Here is a 16,657-nt window from a genome sequence, read left to right on the forward strand (position 1 = left end):
AGAGAGCACGCAGAGAGCACGCATGGTCTCATCGCAGGCACAATCGCCCCGCCGCGTGGTCGTCACCGGCCTCGGTATCAACACGCCGCTCGGCGACGAACTCGACACGTTCTACGCCAACCTCGTCGCCGGCAAGTCGGCCATCACGCGCTGGAAGTGGCACAACAACGAGGGCGTCTACTCGAAGATCGGCGGCGATCTGTCGGAGTACGACGTCAAGGCCAAGCTCGCGCGCCTGCGCGACGTGCTGCCGGCCGAGGTGCACAAGCGGGCCCGCCAGCTGTGCAACAAGGCGCCGTTCTCGACGTCGCTGTCGGTGCTGTGCGCGGCGGATGCCTGGCGCGACGCCGGCATGGTCGAGGTCGCGGACCCGACGCGCTGCGCGGTGCTGGTCGGCGGCCACAACCTCAACGAGCGCTACTTCGCCGACAACTACGTCACCTTCCAGACCGAGGACCCCGACTACATCGACTCGATGGCGGCGCTGCACATGCTCGACACCGACCACGCCGGATCGGTGAGCGAGATGCTGGGCTGGAAGGGCGCCTGCTACACGCTGGGCGGCGCGTGCGCCAGCGCCAACGTGGCCCTGCGCAACGCGATCGACGAGATCCGCCACCACGACCACGACATGGCGATGGTGGTCGGCGCGGTGCTCGACTTCTCGCAGATGGGCGTGCACGCGATGGCGCTGCTCGGCGCCATCACCTTCGAGAGCTTCAACGACACGCCCGAGCTGGCCAGCCGGCCCTACGACTCCCGCCGCGAGGGCTTCGTGCCGTCGCACGGGGCGGGCGCGCTGGTGCTCGAGGAGCTCGGCCACGCGCTGAAGCGCGGCGCGACGATCTACGCCGAGGTGCTCGGCTGCACCTCGACGTCGGACGGCTGTCACCTGCCGTCGCCGTCGACCGAGGGCCAGGCGCGCACGCTCGAGCGCCTGCTGCGGCGCGCGCAGGTGCGGCCGGACGAGATCGACTTCATCTGCGCCCACGCGACCAGCACGCCGCTCGGCGACCTGTCGGAGCTCAACGCGATCCGCAAGGTGTTCGGCGACCACGCCAGGCGGCTCAAGATCAACGCGCCGAAGTCGATGCTCGGCCACACCTGCTGGTCGGCGCCGGCGGTCGAGACGGTCGCGGCGCTGCTGCAGATGCGCGGCGGCGTGCTGCACCCCTCGATCAACATCGACGAGCTCGACCCCGAGGTCGACGTCGACGTGTGCGCCAACAAGGCGGTCGAGCACCGCATCAACCTCATGGTCAAGAACTCGTTCGGCTTCGGCGGCCTCAATTGCTGCGCGCTGTACCGCCGGTGGGACCCGAACGCCCTGTGAGCCGCGCCATGAACTTCTTCGTCACCGGGGGTTCGCGGGGGATCGGGGCCGGGATCGTGCTCGCGGCGGTGCGCGCCGGCCACGACGTCGCGTTCGCCTACCGCAGCAACGACGAGGCCGCGCGCAAGATCGAGGCCGAGGCGGCGGCGCTGCGCCCGGGCGCGAAGTGCAAGGGCTACGCGCTCGACGTCAGCCGCGCCGAGCGGGTCGCCGAGGTCGCCGACGAGGTGCTGAACGACTTCGACAGCGTCGAGGTCGTGGTCAACTGCGCCGGCATCAACCGCGCCAACCTGGTGGTCTCGATGTCCGACGAGGAGTGGCACGACGTCATCGCCACCAACCTCCACGGGCCGTTCTACGTCGTGCGCGCGTTCCTGTCGCAGATGCTGGCGGCGCGCTTCGGCCGGATCGTCAACATCTCGTCGATCCAGCACAACGGCGCGGCCGGCCAGGCCAACTACGCCGCCAGCAAGGCCGGCCTGCACGGCTTCACCCAGTCGCTCGCCAAGGAGTACGGGCGCAAGGGCATCACCGCCAACGTCGTCGTGCCCGGCTTCTTCGACACCGACATGACGCGCGAGACGATGCCGCAGGCGGCCAAGGACTACTGGCAGCAGTACTGCCCGATGCCCAAGGGGCGCATGGGCACGCTCGACGAGCTCGCCGCGGTGGTGCTGTTCCTCGCCGAGGGCGGCAGCTTCATCAACGGTCAGGTCGTGCCGGTCACGGGCGGCCTCGACTGGACGTACTGAGAGGGGGAAGACGATGGGGCACCACCGGCCGCGCGTCGGCATCGAGCGGATCACGGCCTACCCGTGCACGCTCTCGCTCGACATGAAGCTGCTCGCGGAGGCGCGCGACCATGATCCGCGCCACCCGCTCGAGGAGCTGTGGGTGAGCGAACGGTCGCTGAACCCCGCGTGGGAGGACCCGGTGACGATGGCGGTCAACGCCGCGCTGCAGATCGTCGGGCCCGAGGACCGCGAGGACATCGAGCTCGTGATCGTCGGCACCGAGTCGTCGGTCGACTTCGGCAAGCCGATCTCGACCTACGTGCAGCGCTACTGCGGGCTCACGGCCAACTGCCGCAACTTCGAGACCAAGCACGCCTGCTACGGCGGCACCGGTGGCCTGATGATGGCGGCCCACTGGGTCGCGTCGGGCGCGGCCCCGGGCAAGAAGGCGCTGGTGGTGTGCACCGACCAGAGCCGCGTGCACCTCGGGCAGCCGTGGGAGTACGTGCTCGGCGCGGCGGCCACGGCGATGCTGGTCAGCGCCGAGCCGGACGTCCTCGAGATCGACCTCGACACCTGCGGCTACTGGACGCAGGAGATCTTCGACACCTACCGGCCGACGTCGACCAAGGAGGTCGGCCACGCCGACACCAGCCTGTACGGCTACCTCGAGGCGCTCGAGGGCGCGTACGACCACTTCGTCGCCCGCTCGGGCATGGTCGACTACGACGCCGCGTTCGCCCGCCACATCTACCACGTGCCGTTCGGCGGCATGACGTTCCGCGCCCACCGGGCGCTGCTGCGCCGCGGGCCGCACGAGATGTCGCTGCGCGAGGCGAAGGCCCACTTCGAGCGCAAGTCGAAGGCCGCGCTGCGCTACAACTCGCGCTTCGGCGGCACCTACACCTCGGCGACCTTCATCGCCATGCTCGGGCTCATCGACGCCGACCCCGAGCTGCGCGCCGGCGACCAGGTGTCGATCTTCTCCTACGGCTCGGGCTCGTGCGCCGAGTTCTACCGCGCGATCGTCGGCGAGCGCGCGCGCGAGCGGGTCGCCGCCCAGCAGATCGCCGCCGGCCTCGACCGCCGCATGCCGCTGACGATCGCCGAGTACGAGGCGCTCGAGCGGCTGCGCGCCGGCTACATCGATCAGAGCGACTACGAGGTCGACCAATCGGGGCTGCGCGGGCTGTACGAGCGCTCCTACGCCGGCAAGGGCCGGCTCGTCCTCGACGCGGTGCGCGGCTGGCAGCGGGAGTACCGCCTGTCCTGAGGGACATGTTATGCCGCGCCCGTCCGCCCCTCGGCCCAGGAGTTGAGCCATGCGCATCCGCTGCGAAGAGGGCGAGCTGATCTGGCGGCTGTACCTCGGGACAGGTCCTGGGGGACATGTTGCATTGGACCCGGACGGGATCGCGGCGCTGGCCGGGGCCGTCGAGCAGGCGGTCGCCGCGGCGGCGCGGGCGCTGGTGATCGCCAGCGAGGCGGCGGAGTTCTGCGCCGGCATGGACCTGGCAGCGGCGCTGAAGACCGGGACGGGGCCGATGCGCGCGGCGATGGAGCGCTACGCCGGCTGCCTCGAGCTGCTGGCGAGCGCGCCGCTGGCGACGATCGCGGTGGTCACCGGCGCGGCCAGCGGCGGCGGGGTCGGCCTGGCCGCGGCCTGCGACCTGGTGATCGCCGGCCCCTCGGCCACGTTCGCGCTGCCGGAGCTGCGCTACGGGCTGGTGCCGGCGGTGATCCTGCCGGCCCTCGAGGCGCGCATCGGCGCGCGGCGGACCCGCCGGCTGGCGCTCACCGGCGAGGTCGTGACGGCCGCTCAGGCCGAGCCGTGGGGGCTCGTCGACGTGGTCGCGGCCGAGCCGAACTCGGCCCTGCGCGGGCTCCTGCGCTCGCTGCTGCGGGCCCGCCCGCAGGCGGTGGCGACGCTCAAGCGGATCACCGGGACGGGCGGGCAGGGCGGGGTGGCCCAGACCGCGGCCGACCTCGAGGACCCCGAGCTGCGGGCCGCGCTGGCGGCCCTGCTGGCCGACGGGCAGGCGCCGCCGTGGTTCGCCAGGCTGAAAGGACAGGAATGAACGCGCATGTCTCAACAGACAGCCTCGTCGACGTGACGCTCGAGCGCGAGGGGCTGGCGGTCCTGACCATGCGCGACGCGGCCGGCAAGAACGCGTTCAGCCGCGCGTTCGCGGCCGCGCTGACGCAGGCGCTCGAGGACCTCGGCCGGCGCGCCGACGTGCGCGTGTGCGTGATCGCGGGGCTGCCCGAGGTGTTCTCGGCCGGCGGCGACCGCGACGTGCTGCTCGGCCTGGCCGAGGGCACGATCGCGCCGTACGACCTGGTGCTGACGCGGGCGCTGCTCGAGGCGCCGGTGCCGACGGTCGCGGCGATGGCGGGGCCGGCGGTCGGCGGCGGCCTCGTGTTCGGGCTGGCCTGCGACATGGTCGTGCTGGCCCGCGAGAGCCGCTACGGCGCCAACTTCATGGACCTGGGCTTCACCCCGGGGATGGGCTCGACGCGGCTGCTGCAGTTCGCGTTCGGCGAGTACGTCGCGGCCGAGATGCTGTTCGGCGGGCAGTACTTCCGCGGCGAGCAGCTGGCCGGGCGCGGCCAGGTCAACGCGGTCGTGCCGCGCGCCGAGGTGCTGCCGCGGGCGATCGACATGGCGGCGCGGATCGCCGACAAGCCGCGCGCTGCGCTGCTATTGCTCAAGCGTGCGCTGGCGTTGCCGCGGCGGCGCGCGTTCGAGGAGGCGCGCACGGTCGAGTCGATGATGCACGAGGTATGCTTCGCCGACCCGGAGACGGTGGCGCGGATCCGCACGAACTACGCCAAGGGCTCCGGGTAGCGCACGGACGAGGCAACGGAGGAAGACGCTTGCTGCATGACTTGAAGGACAGGGTCGTCTTGATCACGGGCGGGACGCGGGGCATCGGCCTCGCGTGCGCGCTCGCGTTCGGCCGCCACGGCGCGCGCACGGTGCTGACGCACCGCTGGGGCTCGGCCGACGAGGACGCGCTGCGGGCCCGGTTCGTGGCCGCGGGCGCCCCGGCGCCGCTGGTGATCGAGGCCGACGCCTCGCGCGAGGAGGACACCGACAAGCTGACGGCGCGCCTCAAGGAGGAGTGCGACGGCGTGTGGGCCTTCATCAGCAACGTGTGCGTGGTCCAGCGCGGCGACGGGCCGATGAGCCACTCGCGGCGCGCGCTGTACAAGAGCCTCGAGTACTCGAGCTGGCCGTTCGTCGGCTACCTGCAGGCGCTGCACGCCGCGTTCGGTCGCTACCCGCGCTACGCCCTGGCGATGTCGTCCGACGGCCCCGACACCCACTACCCGGGCTACGACTACGTGGCGGTGGCGAAGGCGGTGCTCGAGACGTTCGTGCGCTACATGAGCACGCACCTGTACGAGCACGGCTGCATCGTCAACGCGCTGCGCACCCGCCAGGTGATGACCGAGAGCTACGAGCAGATGTTCGCCGCCGAGCAGCGCGCGCTGGCCGGCAAGTTCCCCGAGTTCGCGTGCACCGTCGACGAGGTCGCCGACACCGCGCTCGCGCTGTGCAGCGGCCTGTTCGACGCGATGGGCGGGCAGGTGCTGACGCTCGACCGCGGGGCCGCGTTCGTCGACAACATCGCCACGCTGGGGCCGCGCCTCGTCGCCGGCACCGACAAGGAAGGGACGGCGTCGTGATCCTCCGCAACGATCTCAAGGGGAAGGTCGTCGTCGTCACCGGCGGGACGGCGGGGATCGGCCTGGCGACGGGCCTCTTGTTCGGCAAGCACGGGGCGCACGTGTACCTCACGCACCGCTGGGGCTCGGCCGACGAGGACGAGCTGCGCGCGCAGTTCGAGGCCGCCGGCGCCCCGGCGCCGACGATCGTCGAGGCCGACGCGTCGCAGGACGAGGACACCGAGGCGCTGATGCAGCTGATCCGCCGCGACCACGACGCCGTGTTCGCGCTGATCAGCAACGTGTCGTTCGCCCACGTCAGCAAGTCGCACGAGGACCTCGACAAGAAGTCGTTCCTGCGCAGCCTCGGCTACAGCGCGTGGCCGTTCGTCGGCTACCTGCAGGCGGTGCGCGAGACCTTCGGCCGCTGGCCGAAGTACGCCGTGGGAATGTCGTCGCGCGGGCCCGAGTACTTCCTGCCGGGCTATGACTTCGTCGCCGCGAGCAAGACCGTGATGGAGACCTTCTGTCGCTACCTCACGGCAGATCTGCTCAGTGAGGATGTTCGCATCAACATCCTGCGCGCGAACCCGGTCGAGACTGCATCGCTGGAGGCGACCTTCGGGCCCGACTTCGTGCCGTTCTGCAAGAAGTACTACTCGGAGGGCTGGTTCATCGACCCCGACGAGGTCGCGGCCGCGGCGCTGGCCCTCTGCAGCGGCCTCATGGACGGGGTCAAGGGGCAGATTCTGCTACTGGACAGAGGGCTCGGTTTCGCCGACAACGTCGTTCGCCTGTTCTCTGCGCGCGAGCGCCACGGGCTGAGTTTTTGAGCTTCATTTCCTGCGAGATTCGCTGCGGGCCGTCTGCCCCGCGCCCACCAAGGAGAACCGAGAATGAGCACCCGCGATGATGTCTTGGCCGTCGTCAAGCGCCACCTCGTGGACACCGTCGAAGGGATCGATTCGGCCCAGGTCGACCCCGCGAAGTCGATGAAGGACCTCGGCGCCAACAGCCTCGACATCGTCGAGGTCGTCTCCTGCAGCATGCGCGAGCTCAAGGTGAAGATCCCCCGCGCCGAGCTCAACAAGCTGACCAACATCAACGAGTTGGTCGACCTGCTGCACAAGACGCTGCAAGAGAAGCAGGCCGCCGCGTCCTGAGCCCGGTGCATGGCCCCGAGGACAGGGTCCTCGGGACATGTGCGATCGGCCATCCCTCCGCGCCCGCGCTGCGTCCGTCGCAGCCCGGGCGCGCTCGTCGTCGCGGGCTCCGCAGGCGCGTCGCTCGCCGGGCGCTGCGGTCGTCTCGCCCGCTCCTCGGCCGGGCCTCACACGGGCGCGAGCCGGCGGACCAGCGCCTCGGCGCGGCGCCAGCCGGCCACGACCAGGAGCGCCCACAGATTGAGGCCGACCGCGACCGCGAGGGCGACTGTCCAGAAGGCCAGGTCGATGCGGACCGCGGCCACAGCGGTGGCGACGTAGAGCAGGGCGAGGTGGGTGTCGTGACCCAGCCACGCGGCCATGCGCATCGGCGCGGCGAGGAGCGAGCGCGCGGCGCCCGGCGGGGGCCGGCCGCCGAGGTGCTCGGGCCCGAGCAGCGCGGCCGCGAGGTCGTGGAACACGGCCGGCGCCAGCCCGCGCGCCAGCGCGGCCACCGAGGGCCGCGGCGAGGGCGGCGCGACGTCGCCGTCACCGCCGGTGAGCTCGGCGAAGCGACGCCGCAGCTCGGCGTGGAGGCCGACGTGGACCAGCGCACTGACCAGCGCGATCGAGGCGACGGTGCACGTCCACGCGCTGTCCGGCGCGGCCCGCAGCGTCAGCGCGATCCAGAAGGCGGCGCCGATCGCGAACTCGAGCATCCCGGCCTCGGGCTCGGCGCCCGAGTTGCTGGCGAGGAGGCGACGAGCGCTGCTGGCGACGGTGAAGGCGAACAGCAGCCACGCGGGGAAGATCCAGTCGACGCTGCGCGGCGCGGCGAGGAGCACGGCGACGGCGCCGGTGAGGCCGACCACGAGCCCGGCGAGGGTCAGCAGCTCGAGGCTCGGCGCCGGTCGCACCCGGCCGAGGACCCACGCTGCGAGCGGTCGATGCAGGTGGCGATCGAAGTAACCCTCGGTGATCGGATCGTCGTCGGCCATCGCCCCGGAGGGTGGGCGGGGCCCCGGGACCTGTCAAGCGAGGCTCGGCGCGCCAGAACGGCTCAGGAGCGCGGCCTGGCGCTGTCGGGGACGACGAGCCCCTGGGCGTCGACGGTCTTCCAGAAGGCGGGCCAGCGCGAGATCTCGCGCAGCGTCGGCAGCACGTCGACGGGGTTGTGCGGGTACGTGCGCCGCAGGAAGCGGACCGCGGCCTCGGCCGAGGGCGCCTCGAGGAAGTGCGCCTCGCCGGGCGGGTACTCGTAGCGGAACTTGAGGAGGGGCGGGCCGGGCTGGGTCACGGGGTGGAGCTCCGGCGATGCGTATCCCACAGGACCTCGGGCACGGCGAACGCGTGGGCGACGGCACGGGCGACGACGAAGAAGTAGTCGCTGAGGCGGTTGAGATAGCGGACGGCCTCGGCGCGGACCGGCTCGACGCGCGTCAGCGCGACCACGGTGCGCTCGGCCCGGCGGCAGACGGTGCGGGCGAGGTGGGCGTAGGCGCCGAGCGGGCCGCCGCCCGGCAGGATGAAGCTGCGCAGCGGCGGCAGGTCGGCGTTCCACGCGTCGAGCTCCTGCTCGAGCCGCGTGACGTCGGCCTCCTCGACGCGCAGCGGGGCCTTGCCCTCGGTCGCGCCCGGCGTCGCCAGCTCGGCGCCGAGGTCGAACAGCTCTTGCTGGATCCGCCCGAGCTGGGCGTCCAGCGCCGCCAGCAGCTCGCGCTGCGCGGCGGGCTCGACGCGCGCGAGCTCGACGCGCAGCACGCCGAGCACGGCGTTGAGCTCGTCGACCTCGCCGTAGGCGGCGACGCGCGGGGCGTCCTTGCCGACGGTGTCGCCGCTGGCCAGCATGGTGTCGCCGCGGTCGCCGAACTTGGTGTAGACCTTGCTGATGTAGACCACGGGGCTGTCCGATCGGCCAGGTATGGCAGGGCAGGTGCCGAGGTGCATGTGCCAGGGGACATGCCTCGAAGGGCATGTCCCCCAGGACAGCTCAACGCCCCTTGAGCGCGGCGATCAGGCGCGGCTGGAGCTCGGGGATGATGACGAACACCCAGCCGAGCTGCGCCTTGACGCCGTCGACGAGGATCGCCCAGCGGTGGCGCTCGTCGAGCTCGATGACGAAGATCAGGAGGCCGTTGTCGCCCTCGATGATGAACTTGTTGATGCCCTTGGCGAGGGCGTCTTCGGAGCGGGTCAGCGCGGTGTGCAGCTGCTCGGACAGGCGGTTGAACATGGCGCACGCCTTGGGCGCCGAGTTGATCCCCGCGAGCGACATGCCCGAGGCCTTGCTGATGATGTCGACGCTGATGAGGCCGCCCATGAGGTGGTCGTCGAGCTCCTCGAGGATGGCCTTCACGACCTTCAGGTCCATGTCTGACAGCTCCTTGTCGCGCGATGCAAGGTTGGGCGCAGCCGGGAATACCGGGGACGGCGTCGTGATCGGCAGCGGCGGAAGTGGCGGCACGGTGACCGGCGCAGCGCGCTGCGGCTTCTCGATCACGGGCACCGGCGGAGGGGAGGGCGGGTTGGCGGCGCGCGGCGGAGGATCGTTGCGCGGCGGTGGTTCGTTGCGCGGCGGCGGCTCGTTGCGCGAGGCCTCGTCGCGCTGGCGGGCGCGGTCCATCAACAGCGCGACGATCGACGTGTGTCGCACCGTCTGCGGGCAGTTCTCGGGCAACTGCGAAGACGAGACGCTACCCTCGCGCCAGTCGAGGATGGTGTTGACGGCGTCGTCACCCTGGGCCGCGCCGGTCTCGGCGTGGACGAGGTTGCCGCCCTGGAAGAACATCGCGCCGACGCCGTGCGGCGACTCGACGGACAGCTTGATCGACATGCGCGACGTCTGCGCAAGTTGCAGGATGTCCCAAAGTTCAAAGCCACCGATCTGGGCGATCGTGGTTGCCATTACTTGCCTCCCCGTGGCCCGCATGGGCCGCGACCGCGATCGCGGGGACAGCTCCCCACGAGATTGGTCTGGGTACAATACCGCGCCTGCTCATATCTTTGGGACAGGTTCTTCACGCGAGCCTGCGGCGACGCCATCTCAGCCCAGGTCCGTGGGGCCGTAACGGCGTCGCGTGTGTCCCGTCTCACTCGGATTACGAGGTTTGGCGTCCGAACTAGCATCCGCGCTCGCCGGGCAAGCCTGCGGTAAAGGCTTTTCGCGGGCCACGCTAACACCTGCTTCGGAAAAAAGCTACGTTGGAGACACTCGACGAGCCGCGCGCTGAGTGCGCAAGCGGAACGAGTCTTTCGGGACCTGGCCGACAAGTCCTGCTCGCGAGCGGCATCAGCGAAGCAGGGCGTACGCCGACGTCACCAGCAAATTCGCAAGCGCCAGGGGTATCGCGGCCCGCTCGAGGAAGAAGAGAGCGGCGCGCGCACGCGAGCCGCAGGCCGTCGCGTGCAGTCGTTGCACGAGCCATGCGACGGCAGCGATCTTCGCCGCCAGCACGACTGCGCCGATGAACAGCGCGAGGCCGTGGACGGCGCCGGCGAGGGGGAACATCGGCAATCCGGCACCCCCGAGGAAGCAGGCGACGAACGCCGCCGCGAAGCCCAGTCGCTCGAGTCGTCCCGCCGGCGGCGCGGCCGCGACCGCGACCGCCACCGCGGCGGCGATCGGTTGCACGACGAGACTCCAGCTAGGGAAGATCGCGGCGTCGTGGAAGAGACCCACAGCTTGCTCGCCCACGAGTCGCCGTGGATCGAGGGTCCCAAAGGCCAGCAGGGGACCGGCGAATGCGGCCGCAAGGGCGAGGTCGCGCGACGCGAGCCGCCGTGCCAGCGGCGTGGTGTCGGTGAGACGACCGAGAGACGCGATCACCAGCGCGACGAGATAGACGAGCCAGCCCTCGCCGACGGCGACGAGTGCGAGCGGGACGCCGCCGCGACCTGCGGCGCACTGCTCGACGTCGGCAGCGGAAAGCGATCGGCCGATCGCGTCGGGGCAGAAACCGGGGCCGAACGGCAGCAGCGCGAACGCGGCGATCAGCGGTAACCACGCCGGCCAGGCCAGCGGCGGTTTGAGCCGTCGCGTCCCGAGCCACGCCAGCGCGGCGAGCGCCAGCAGCACCGCCGTGCGGACCCCGGCGCGCAGCAGATCGCCTGTCGGGTCGGGCTGCGCGTAGCGAAGCTCGACGCTCTGCGGCGCCGCGCCCGCCGCAAAGAGGAGGCGCGCGCCGCCCGACCGCGGCGCGCCGCCTCGCGTGAAGTGGTCGTGGTCGACCCGGAGGCGCAGGCTCACGGCTCCCCCGGCAGCGATCTCCCGCGGGTACTCGCGATCCTCGATCGCGAAGGCGCTCCAGTCCGGGGTGCGCGAGTCGAAACGGATCGCCGTCAGCGGCGCCGTCGTGTCGCCATGGTTCACGAGGCGCAGCTCGAGCCGCCCGGCCGCGGGCGTGAACACCAGCGTCGACGGCTCGGCGCGCACGCCGGTCGGTGGAGCGGCGCAGCCGACGAGCGCGAGCATCCCGAGCGCGAGGCAGAGGCTTGCGGCGCGGCGCGAGCTCGACCGCGGTTGCGAGAGCGTGGCGACGCTCGGGCTCGCAAGCGGTAGCGAGTGGGCGCCGACTTGCGAGAGTATTGCAACGCTCGGGCTCGCAAGCAGTGGCGCGCCGGCGAAGGACTGCACCCCGACCGGGCATGCGTGCGAGCCCGCGACAGGCTCGGGACCGGCGGCCTCCGGGGCCGCAGGGGAGGCGACGACCGCGAGGGTCATGGCGCGCGCGTCAGCGAGGGCCAGGCGATCGCGGTGGCCAGGCCGAGCAGGCCGAGGCCGGCGGCACTGACCCAAAGGGCAGGTCCTTCAGGACATGTCGTGCTGGACAGGCACACCGCCGCGGTCGGCGCGAACAGGACGAGGGCGAGGACGAGGGCGAAGCCGAGGCCGGCGAGGGCGAGCAGTCCGCCGGCGTCGACGGGTCGGCGGGGGCGCAGCTGGACCAGACTCTCGCTCGCGTCGGGCGTCGCCGGTCGCACGCGGGCGCGGACCAGGCCGGCGATCACGCCGACGAAGCCGAGGGCGGCCGCGAGCGGCAAGTAGTCGAGCAGCGGGCCCATCTACGGGATGTTCCCTTCCATGGCGAGCTCGAACACCTCGACGTCGTCGGCGTCCTTGGCCATCAGGAAGGCGCGCAGGGGGCGGTCGCCGCGGTAGACCTTGAGCTCGCTGTGGATCGCGCGCGCGGCCTCCTCGGCCGGGATCCCGAGCTCGAACGCTCCCATCAGCGGGACCGCCACGCTGGTGAAGCCCTTGACCTTGCATGCGACCAACACCGCCGCCGTGGCCCGCAGGACGTCTTCGACCTGGACGCGACCGCCGGGGCGATCGGTGTTGGGCACGTGGATGAGGTACTTCGCCTTCATCTTGCCCGCGGGCGTGACGAACGCGGCGCCGATCGCGAGCGGCGTGTGCTCCTTGACCATGGCCTCGACCTCACGACCGGCGAGGTCGCGGATCTTGTTGGCCGGGAAGTGACTCATCACGCCCTCGGAGTTGGTCGGACACACGAATGCGTCGACCGCGATCTGTTCCCAGGGCAAGGTCGAGATCTGGATCTCGACGGACTCGTTGATGTCGGTGGCCACGCGCGGACCTTACTCAAGCCTGCAGCATCGAGTCCAGTTCGGCGGCGATGGCGGACTCGGGCTCGTTGCGGACGGTCGAGAGCTCGCGGATGACCAGGTTGCGGGCGGTCTGCAGCATCTGCCGCTCGCCGTGGGAGAGGTTCTTGGTGTGCTTGAGCAGGCTCAGATCGCGGTAGACCTCGCCGACCTCGAACAGCGAACCGGTGCGGATCTTCTCCATGAAGCCGCGGTAGCGCCGGTTCCAGGTCTGGCGATCGCACGGGACTTCGTGGTCGCGCAGCAGATCGTAGAGCTCGTCGATCATCTCACCGTCAGCGAGCGGACGCATGCCGTTCTCTTCGGCCTTGGCGACCGGGACGATGATCTTGAGTCCGGAGCCGAGGACGCGCAGGTGATAGAACTGGAACGGGCGCGACTCGATGATTTTCGTCTCGAGGGCCATGACCTCGGCGACACCGTGAGTCGGGTAAACGGCCTTCTCACCAACGTTGAATCGGGGTTGCATCGGCAGTTCGTCTCCAGGCGTTTGCGCGCGCCCTTCTGCACCTCTTGTGCCGCCGACTCGTCGGCGTCCGGCGTGGGGTGAAAATCCCCCACCTTCAAGTAGTTCGGGACAGTTGGGCCCGGTGCAGGCCAGCTCGCCAGTTCGGCGCAGATTGCTCTTTTTAAGCGGAAAAAGGGCCAAAGAGGCCGTTTGAGAGCAATTACTGCGGGTTGACTGCGCGGCCGGTCGATGGCGCGGCGGAAAGGGCGAAAGAACAGCGACAAGCCAAGGGGGTCGAGAGCGGACGGCCGCCCGGACACCGGTCGGCCACTTGCCGTCCGGGTCACACAGGGCCGACGGACCGCAAGTCAGGTGGCCACGACTGTCGCCACCTCAGAGCGAGCGGGTTTGCCCGCCTGTCGGGCAAAGTAGATAGCAGCCGGCCAAGGCGCGTCCAGTGAAAAGAACGGTGTGAACCTGGCATATCTCACTGCAGGGCCACTATCCGCCATCCCTGCGGAGTCTGCTCGAGCGTCAGGGCCCGCCCGGGCTCGTAGCGCAGGATCGCGCGCTCCATCCCCGGGGTGTACTCAATTGACCCAGGTTGCTTCAGGAGTTGCTCCAGCAGGTCGGCACGGCGGTTCCAGTCGTCGCGAAGCCTGGAAGAGAGATCGTCCGCGAGCAGCGCGGAGAGCGCGCCGAGATCGGCCCTTCGGACCGCGGCCACGAAGGCCCGAATCGCGCCTGCCGGGGTCGACAGGTCGGGCAGGCCCGGCAGACCCGACACGACCTGGTAGTCGTCGCCGACCTGGGCCCAGGACAGCACCGCGCCCTCGTGCAGGGTCTCGCCGCCGCGGACAGGAGCCTGCAGAGCAGGCGGCAGCGTGTCGAGCGCTGCCTTCGCGGCGGCCCGTTCGGCCGCCTGCGCCTTCCAGCGGGCCGTGAAGGCCTCTTTGGAGGTGGCCGCGCGCAGATCCGGGCCGAGCAGGGCGTAGGCGGCCGCGGGATCGTCGGCGGCGAGAGCGCGGGCATAGGCCTCGCGCAGAGCCTCGGGGCTGCGCGCGCCGGCACCGCCGCGACAGGCCGCGACCAGCAGGACACAGGCGAGGAGCCGGCGCGCCGGCGCCCGGCGAGGGCAGCGCGACGGCGCGGACAGGCGCGCGCGTCGCTCGGAATCGTCACGAATGCTTCGCACAGGTGGGGAGGTTCCTGTCACAAAGGCCAGGCGTCAGGCCCGCGGCCCGGAGCGCTTGTCGAGGATGGTGTCGTGGGCCTGGTCGTCGCGCAGGCCGGGGTAGTCGATGGTGTAGTGGAGGCCGCGCGACTCCTTGCGCTGGCGGGCGCACTCGATGATGAGGCTGCCGACCAGCGAGATGTTGCGCAGCTCGAGCACGTCGCGGGTGACGCGGAACTTCCAGTAGTACTCGAGGATCTCTTCGCGGATGAGGTCGAGGCGCCGGCGCCCGCGCTCGAGCCGCTTGTCGGAGCGGACGATGCCGACGAAGTTCCACATGGCGGCGCGCACCTCTTCCCAGTTGGCCGAGACCATCACGGCCTCGTCGCTGTCGCGCGCGGCGCCCTCGTTCCATGGGTGCACCTGGGCGGGTGGCCCGCGGCCGAAGTCGTCGCAGGCCTGGGCGGCGCCGTCGGCGAGCACCACGGCCTCGAGCAGGCTGTTGGAGGCGAGGCGGCAGGCGCCGTGGAGGCCGCTCATGGCCACCTCTCCGATCGCCATCAGGCCGGGGACTTCGGTGCGCCCGTGGCGATCGACGACGACGCCGCCGCACATGTAATGGGCGGCGGGGACGACGGGGATCGGATCCTTGCGCATGTCGATGCCGACCGACATGCAGCGGGCGTGGATCGCCGGGAAACGCGCCACGACGTAGTCGGGATCGAGGTGGGTCATGTCGAGGAACACGCAGCGCTCGCCCGACCGCTTGAGCTCGGCGTCGATCTCGCGGGCGACGACGTCGCGCGGGGCGAGCGAGCCCATGGGGTGGCGCTCGGCCATGAGGTCGCTGCCGTCGGCCCGCCGCAGGATGCCGCCCTCGCCGCGCAGGGCCTCGGAGATGAGGAAGGTGTTGGCGTCCGGGTGATGCAGGCAGGTCGGGTGAAACTGCATGAACTCGAGGTTCGCCACCGCGGCGCCGATCCGGTAGGCGATGGCGACGCCGTCGCCGGTGGCCACCGCCGGGTTGGTGGTGTAGCGGTAGACGCGACCGGCGCCGCCGGTGGCGAGCACGGTGATCGGGGCGACGAAGGCCTCGACCCGGTCGGCGGCGCTGTTGAGGGCGTACACGCCGAAACAACCACGGCTGCCGTCGACCTTCGACCAACTGAGGAGATCGATGACGGTGTGGTGCTCGTGGATCGTGATGTTGGGGTGGGCGTGCGCGGCCGCCAGCAGGGCGCGCTCGATCTCGTGGCCGGTGGTGTCGCGGTGGTGCACGACCCGCCGGCGCGAGTGGCCGCCCTCGCGGCCGAGCTCGAACGGGGCGTGCTCGTCGCCGCCGACGCGGTCGAAGCGCACGCCGTAGCGCTCGGCCAGGCGGCGCACGAGGCCGGGGCCGCGCTGGACGGCGTAGGTGACCATGTCGCGGTTGCACAGGCCGGCGCCGACGGCCAGCGTGTCCTCGATGTGCTCCTCGAGCGAGTCGTCGCCGGAGAACACGGCCGAGATCCCGCCCTGCGCCCAGCGGGTGTTGCTCGACTCGGCGCGGTGCTTGGTGAGGATCACCACCGGACCGCGATCGGCGACTTCGAGGGCGAAGTAGAGGCCCGCGAGCCCGCTGCCGAGCACGAGGTAGCGCGCATGGTGGATCGGCGTGCTGGCGGTCATGGTCGTGCGGCGAAAGTAGCAGAGCGGCGGGGCCGGTCGACAAGGGTCCGCGGCGGCGATAGGCTGGACACGTGGGAGCGAATCGGCCCATGCTGCAGCGACGCGCGGGTCGGTGGCCGATCCACGCGGCGGCGGCGATGCTGGTCGGGCTGTCGGCGCGGCCGATAGCGGCGGCCGAGCCGACGTACCGCCGCTACACGGACGCGCAGGGGGTGGTCCACGTGACGCCGGTCCGCGCTGTCGGCGCGGGTGGGCGGCGCGAGGTCGAGGAGATGCCCGGCAGCGGCGGCGAAGGGGCGCCGAAGACCGCGGCAGCGGAGGCCGAACCTGCGGCGCCACGCCGCGATCCGCAGGTGGAGGTCGCGGAGGCGCTGGCCGACGAACGCTCGCGCCGCTGGGAGACGCACATCCGCGGGGCGGCGCGCCTGTATCAGCTGCCGGAGTCGCTGCTGCGCGCGGTGATTCACACCGAGAGCAACTACTATCCGGGCGCGGTCAGCAGCACGGGCGCGATGGGGCTGACGCAGCTGATGCCGTCGACGGCGCGCTTCCTCGGGGTCCAGCAGCCGTTCGACCCGCGGCAGAGCATCTACGGCGGGGCCAAGTTCCTGCGCCTGCTCGCCAATCGCTTCGGGGGAGACATGGTGCTGGTGGCGGCGGGCTACTTCTCGGGCGCCGGGGCGGTGCAGAAGTACGGCGGAGTGCCGCCTCACCCGGGGGTCCGGGCGTACGTGAAGGCGGTGCTGCGCCGGTTCTACGCCTACGAGCGACTGCTGCAGGACGGGACCGGCGGGGCGAGCCCCGCGCGGGCGATCGCCGGACCTTGAAGCGCCGCCCAACTCACGCTCGGCGGCTCGCCGG

General features: G+C 71.2%; 19 protein-coding genes. 9 read left to right on the forward strand and 10 right to left on the reverse strand.

The genetic code is table 11. The features are described from left to right. Positions 1-22: 22 nt before the first annotated feature. The 8 genes from K7C98_RS06860 to K7C98_RS06895 all read left to right on the forward strand — a co-directional run bounded on the left by K7C98_RS06860 (position 23) and on the right by K7C98_RS06895 (position 6,902). Positions 23-1,333 (forward strand): beta-ketoacyl-[acyl-carrier-protein] synthase family protein, encoded by a 1,311-nt coding sequence (locus K7C98_RS06860; RefSeq protein ID WP_224190754.1) that lies wholly within the window; start codon positions 23-25, stop codon positions 1,331-1,333. 8 nt (positions 1,334-1,341) lie between these two features. Beyond that, positions 1,342-2,085 (forward strand): SDR family oxidoreductase, encoded by a 744-nt coding sequence (locus K7C98_RS06865; RefSeq protein ID WP_224190755.1) that lies wholly within the window; start codon positions 1,342-1,344, stop codon positions 2,083-2,085. A 13-nt stretch (positions 2,086-2,098) separates the two neighbouring features. Continuing rightward, a complete protein-coding gene (locus K7C98_RS06870) occupies positions 2,099-3,340 on the forward strand; it encodes a hydroxymethylglutaryl-CoA synthase family protein (protein ID WP_224190756.1) in 1,242 nt (413 codons plus the stop codon). A gap of 49 nt (positions 3,341-3,389) precedes the next feature. Further along, positions 3,390-4,145, forward strand: coding sequence for an enoyl-CoA hydratase/isomerase family protein (locus K7C98_RS06875; protein ID WP_224190757.1), 756 nt, complete (start codon positions 3,390-3,392; stop codon positions 4,143-4,145). Positions 4,146-4,177: 32 nt separating this feature from the next. Beyond that, positions 4,178-4,915: a polyketide synthase gene (locus K7C98_RS06880; RefSeq protein WP_346660267.1), complete on the forward strand. Its 738-nt coding sequence runs from the start codon at positions 4,178-4,180 to the stop codon at positions 4,913-4,915. A 29-nt stretch (positions 4,916-4,944) separates the two neighbouring features. Continuing rightward, entirely contained in the window at positions 4,945-5,760 is an 816-nt protein-coding gene (locus K7C98_RS06885) for an SDR family oxidoreductase (protein ID WP_224190759.1), read from the forward strand. Next, positions 5,757-6,572, forward strand: coding sequence for an SDR family oxidoreductase (locus tag K7C98_RS06890; protein ID WP_224190760.1), 816 nt, complete (start codon positions 5,757-5,759; stop codon positions 6,570-6,572). Before K7C98_RS06885 ends, K7C98_RS06890 begins: the two co-directional genes overlap by 4 nt. Before the next feature lie 63 nt (positions 6,573-6,635). Next, positions 6,636-6,902: a phosphopantetheine-binding protein gene (locus K7C98_RS06895; protein WP_224190761.1), complete on the forward strand. Its 267-nt coding sequence runs from the start codon at positions 6,636-6,638 to the stop codon at positions 6,900-6,902. Positions 6,903-7,069: 167 nt separating this feature from the next. Here K7C98_RS06895 and K7C98_RS06900 read toward each other — a convergent pair whose 3' ends face one another. From K7C98_RS06900 to nadB, 10 genes are all read right to left on the reverse strand, one after another. Next, the gene (locus tag K7C98_RS06900) at positions 7,070-7,879 is read right to left on the reverse strand and encodes a hypothetical protein (protein ID WP_224190762.1); all 810 of its coding nucleotides are present in this window, start codon (positions 7,877-7,879) and stop codon (positions 7,070-7,072) included. A 62-nt stretch (positions 7,880-7,941) separates the two neighbouring features. Continuing rightward, the gene (locus K7C98_RS06905; protein WP_224190763.1) at positions 7,942-8,178 is read right to left on the reverse strand and encodes a hypothetical protein; all 237 of its coding nucleotides are present in this window, start codon (positions 8,176-8,178) and stop codon (positions 7,942-7,944) included. Continuing rightward, positions 8,175-8,828 (reverse strand): cob(I)yrinic acid a,c-diamide adenosyltransferase, encoded by a 654-nt coding sequence (locus K7C98_RS06910; RefSeq protein ID WP_224190764.1) that lies wholly within the window; start codon positions 8,826-8,828, stop codon positions 8,175-8,177. Before K7C98_RS06910 ends, K7C98_RS06905 begins: the two co-directional genes overlap by 4 nt. A 43-nt stretch (positions 8,829-8,871) precedes the next feature. Beyond that, positions 8,872-9,786, reverse strand: a complete 915-nt coding sequence (locus tag K7C98_RS06915; RefSeq protein ID WP_224190765.1) for a DUF4388 domain-containing protein — start codon at positions 9,784-9,786, stop codon at positions 8,872-8,874. Between the two features lie 384 nt (positions 9,787-10,170). Further along, positions 10,171-11,352: an NADH-quinone oxidoreductase subunit H gene (locus K7C98_RS06920; RefSeq protein WP_224190766.1), complete on the reverse strand. Its 1,182-nt coding sequence runs from the start codon at positions 11,350-11,352 to the stop codon at positions 10,171-10,173. Between the two features lie 245 nt (positions 11,353-11,597). After that, the gene (locus tag K7C98_RS06925) at positions 11,598-11,942 is read right to left on the reverse strand and encodes a hypothetical protein (RefSeq protein ID WP_224190767.1); all 345 of its coding nucleotides are present in this window, start codon (positions 11,940-11,942) and stop codon (positions 11,598-11,600) included. Beyond that, complete coding sequence (locus K7C98_RS06930; RefSeq protein WP_096333424.1) at positions 11,943-12,470, reverse strand: macro domain-containing protein; 528 nt, start codon at positions 12,468-12,470, stop codon at positions 11,943-11,945. A 13-nt stretch (positions 12,471-12,483) separates the two neighbouring features. Continuing rightward, positions 12,484-12,975, reverse strand: coding sequence for a CarD family transcriptional regulator (locus tag K7C98_RS06935; protein WP_096333423.1), 492 nt, complete (start codon positions 12,973-12,975; stop codon positions 12,484-12,486). Between the two features lie 466 nt (positions 12,976-13,441). After that, complete coding sequence (locus tag K7C98_RS06940) at positions 13,442-14,149, reverse strand: hypothetical protein (RefSeq protein WP_224190768.1); 708 nt, start codon at positions 14,147-14,149, stop codon at positions 13,442-13,444. 33 nt (positions 14,150-14,182) lie between these two features. Further along, positions 14,183-15,796, reverse strand: a complete 1,614-nt coding sequence (gene nadB / locus K7C98_RS06945) for an L-aspartate oxidase (RefSeq protein WP_224190769.1) — start codon at positions 15,794-15,796, stop codon at positions 14,183-14,185. A gap of 89 nt (positions 15,797-15,885) precedes the next feature. On the opposite strand from nadB, the gene K7C98_RS06950 reads away from it, so the two are divergent. Continuing rightward, entirely contained in the window at positions 15,886-16,623 is a 738-nt protein-coding gene (locus tag K7C98_RS06950) for a lytic transglycosylase domain-containing protein (RefSeq protein ID WP_224190770.1), read from the forward strand. The last annotated feature ends 34 nt before the right edge of the window (positions 16,624-16,657 follow it).

It is taken from the genome of Nannocystis pusilla (assembly GCF_020073745.1).
Taxonomy (GTDB): domain Bacteria; phylum Myxococcota_A; class Polyangia; order Nannocystales; family Nannocystaceae; genus Nannocystis; species Nannocystis radixulma.

Excerpts from the sequence above, each read along its gene's own strand:
- K7C98_RS06895 (WP_224190761.1), top strand. The coding sequence starts at position 6,636 with ATGAGCACCCGCGATGATGTCTTGGCCGTCGTCAAGCGCCACCTCGTG.
- K7C98_RS06875 (WP_224190757.1), top strand. The coding sequence starts at position 3,390 with ATGCGCATCCGCTGCGAAGAGGGCGAGCTGATCTGGCGGCTGTACCTC.
- nadB (WP_224190769.1), bottom strand. The coding sequence starts at position 15,796 with ATGACCGCCAGCACGCCGATCCACCATGCGCGCTACCTCGTGCTCGGC.
- K7C98_RS06925 (WP_224190767.1), bottom strand. The coding sequence starts at position 11,942 with ATGGGCCCGCTGCTCGACTACTTGCCGCTCGCGGCCGCCCTCGGCTTC.
- K7C98_RS06870 (WP_224190756.1), top strand. The coding sequence starts at position 2,099 with ATGGGGCACCACCGGCCGCGCGTCGGCATCGAGCGGATCACGGCCTAC.
- K7C98_RS06920 (WP_224190766.1), bottom strand. The coding sequence starts at position 11,352 with ATGCTCGCGCTCGTCGGCTGCGCCGCTCCACCGACCGGCGTGCGCGCC.
- K7C98_RS06915 (WP_224190765.1), bottom strand. The coding sequence starts at position 9,786 with ATGGCAACCACGATCGCCCAGATCGGTGGCTTTGAACTTTGGGACATC.
- K7C98_RS06865 (WP_224190755.1), top strand. The coding sequence starts at position 1,342 with ATGAACTTCTTCGTCACCGGGGGTTCGCGGGGGATCGGGGCCGGGATC.
- K7C98_RS06935 (WP_096333423.1), bottom strand. The coding sequence starts at position 12,975 with ATGCAACCCCGATTCAACGTTGGTGAGAAGGCCGTTTACCCGACTCAC.
- K7C98_RS06910 (WP_224190764.1), bottom strand. The coding sequence starts at position 8,828 with ATGCACCTCGGCACCTGCCCTGCCATACCTGGCCGATCGGACAGCCCC.
- K7C98_RS06950 (WP_224190770.1), top strand. The coding sequence starts at position 15,886 with ATGCTGCAGCGACGCGCGGGTCGGTGGCCGATCCACGCGGCGGCGGCG.
- K7C98_RS06900 (WP_224190762.1), bottom strand. The coding sequence starts at position 7,879 with ATGGCCGACGACGATCCGATCACCGAGGGTTACTTCGATCGCCACCTG.
- K7C98_RS06860 (WP_224190754.1), top strand. The coding sequence starts at position 23 with ATGGTCTCATCGCAGGCACAATCGCCCCGCCGCGTGGTCGTCACCGGC.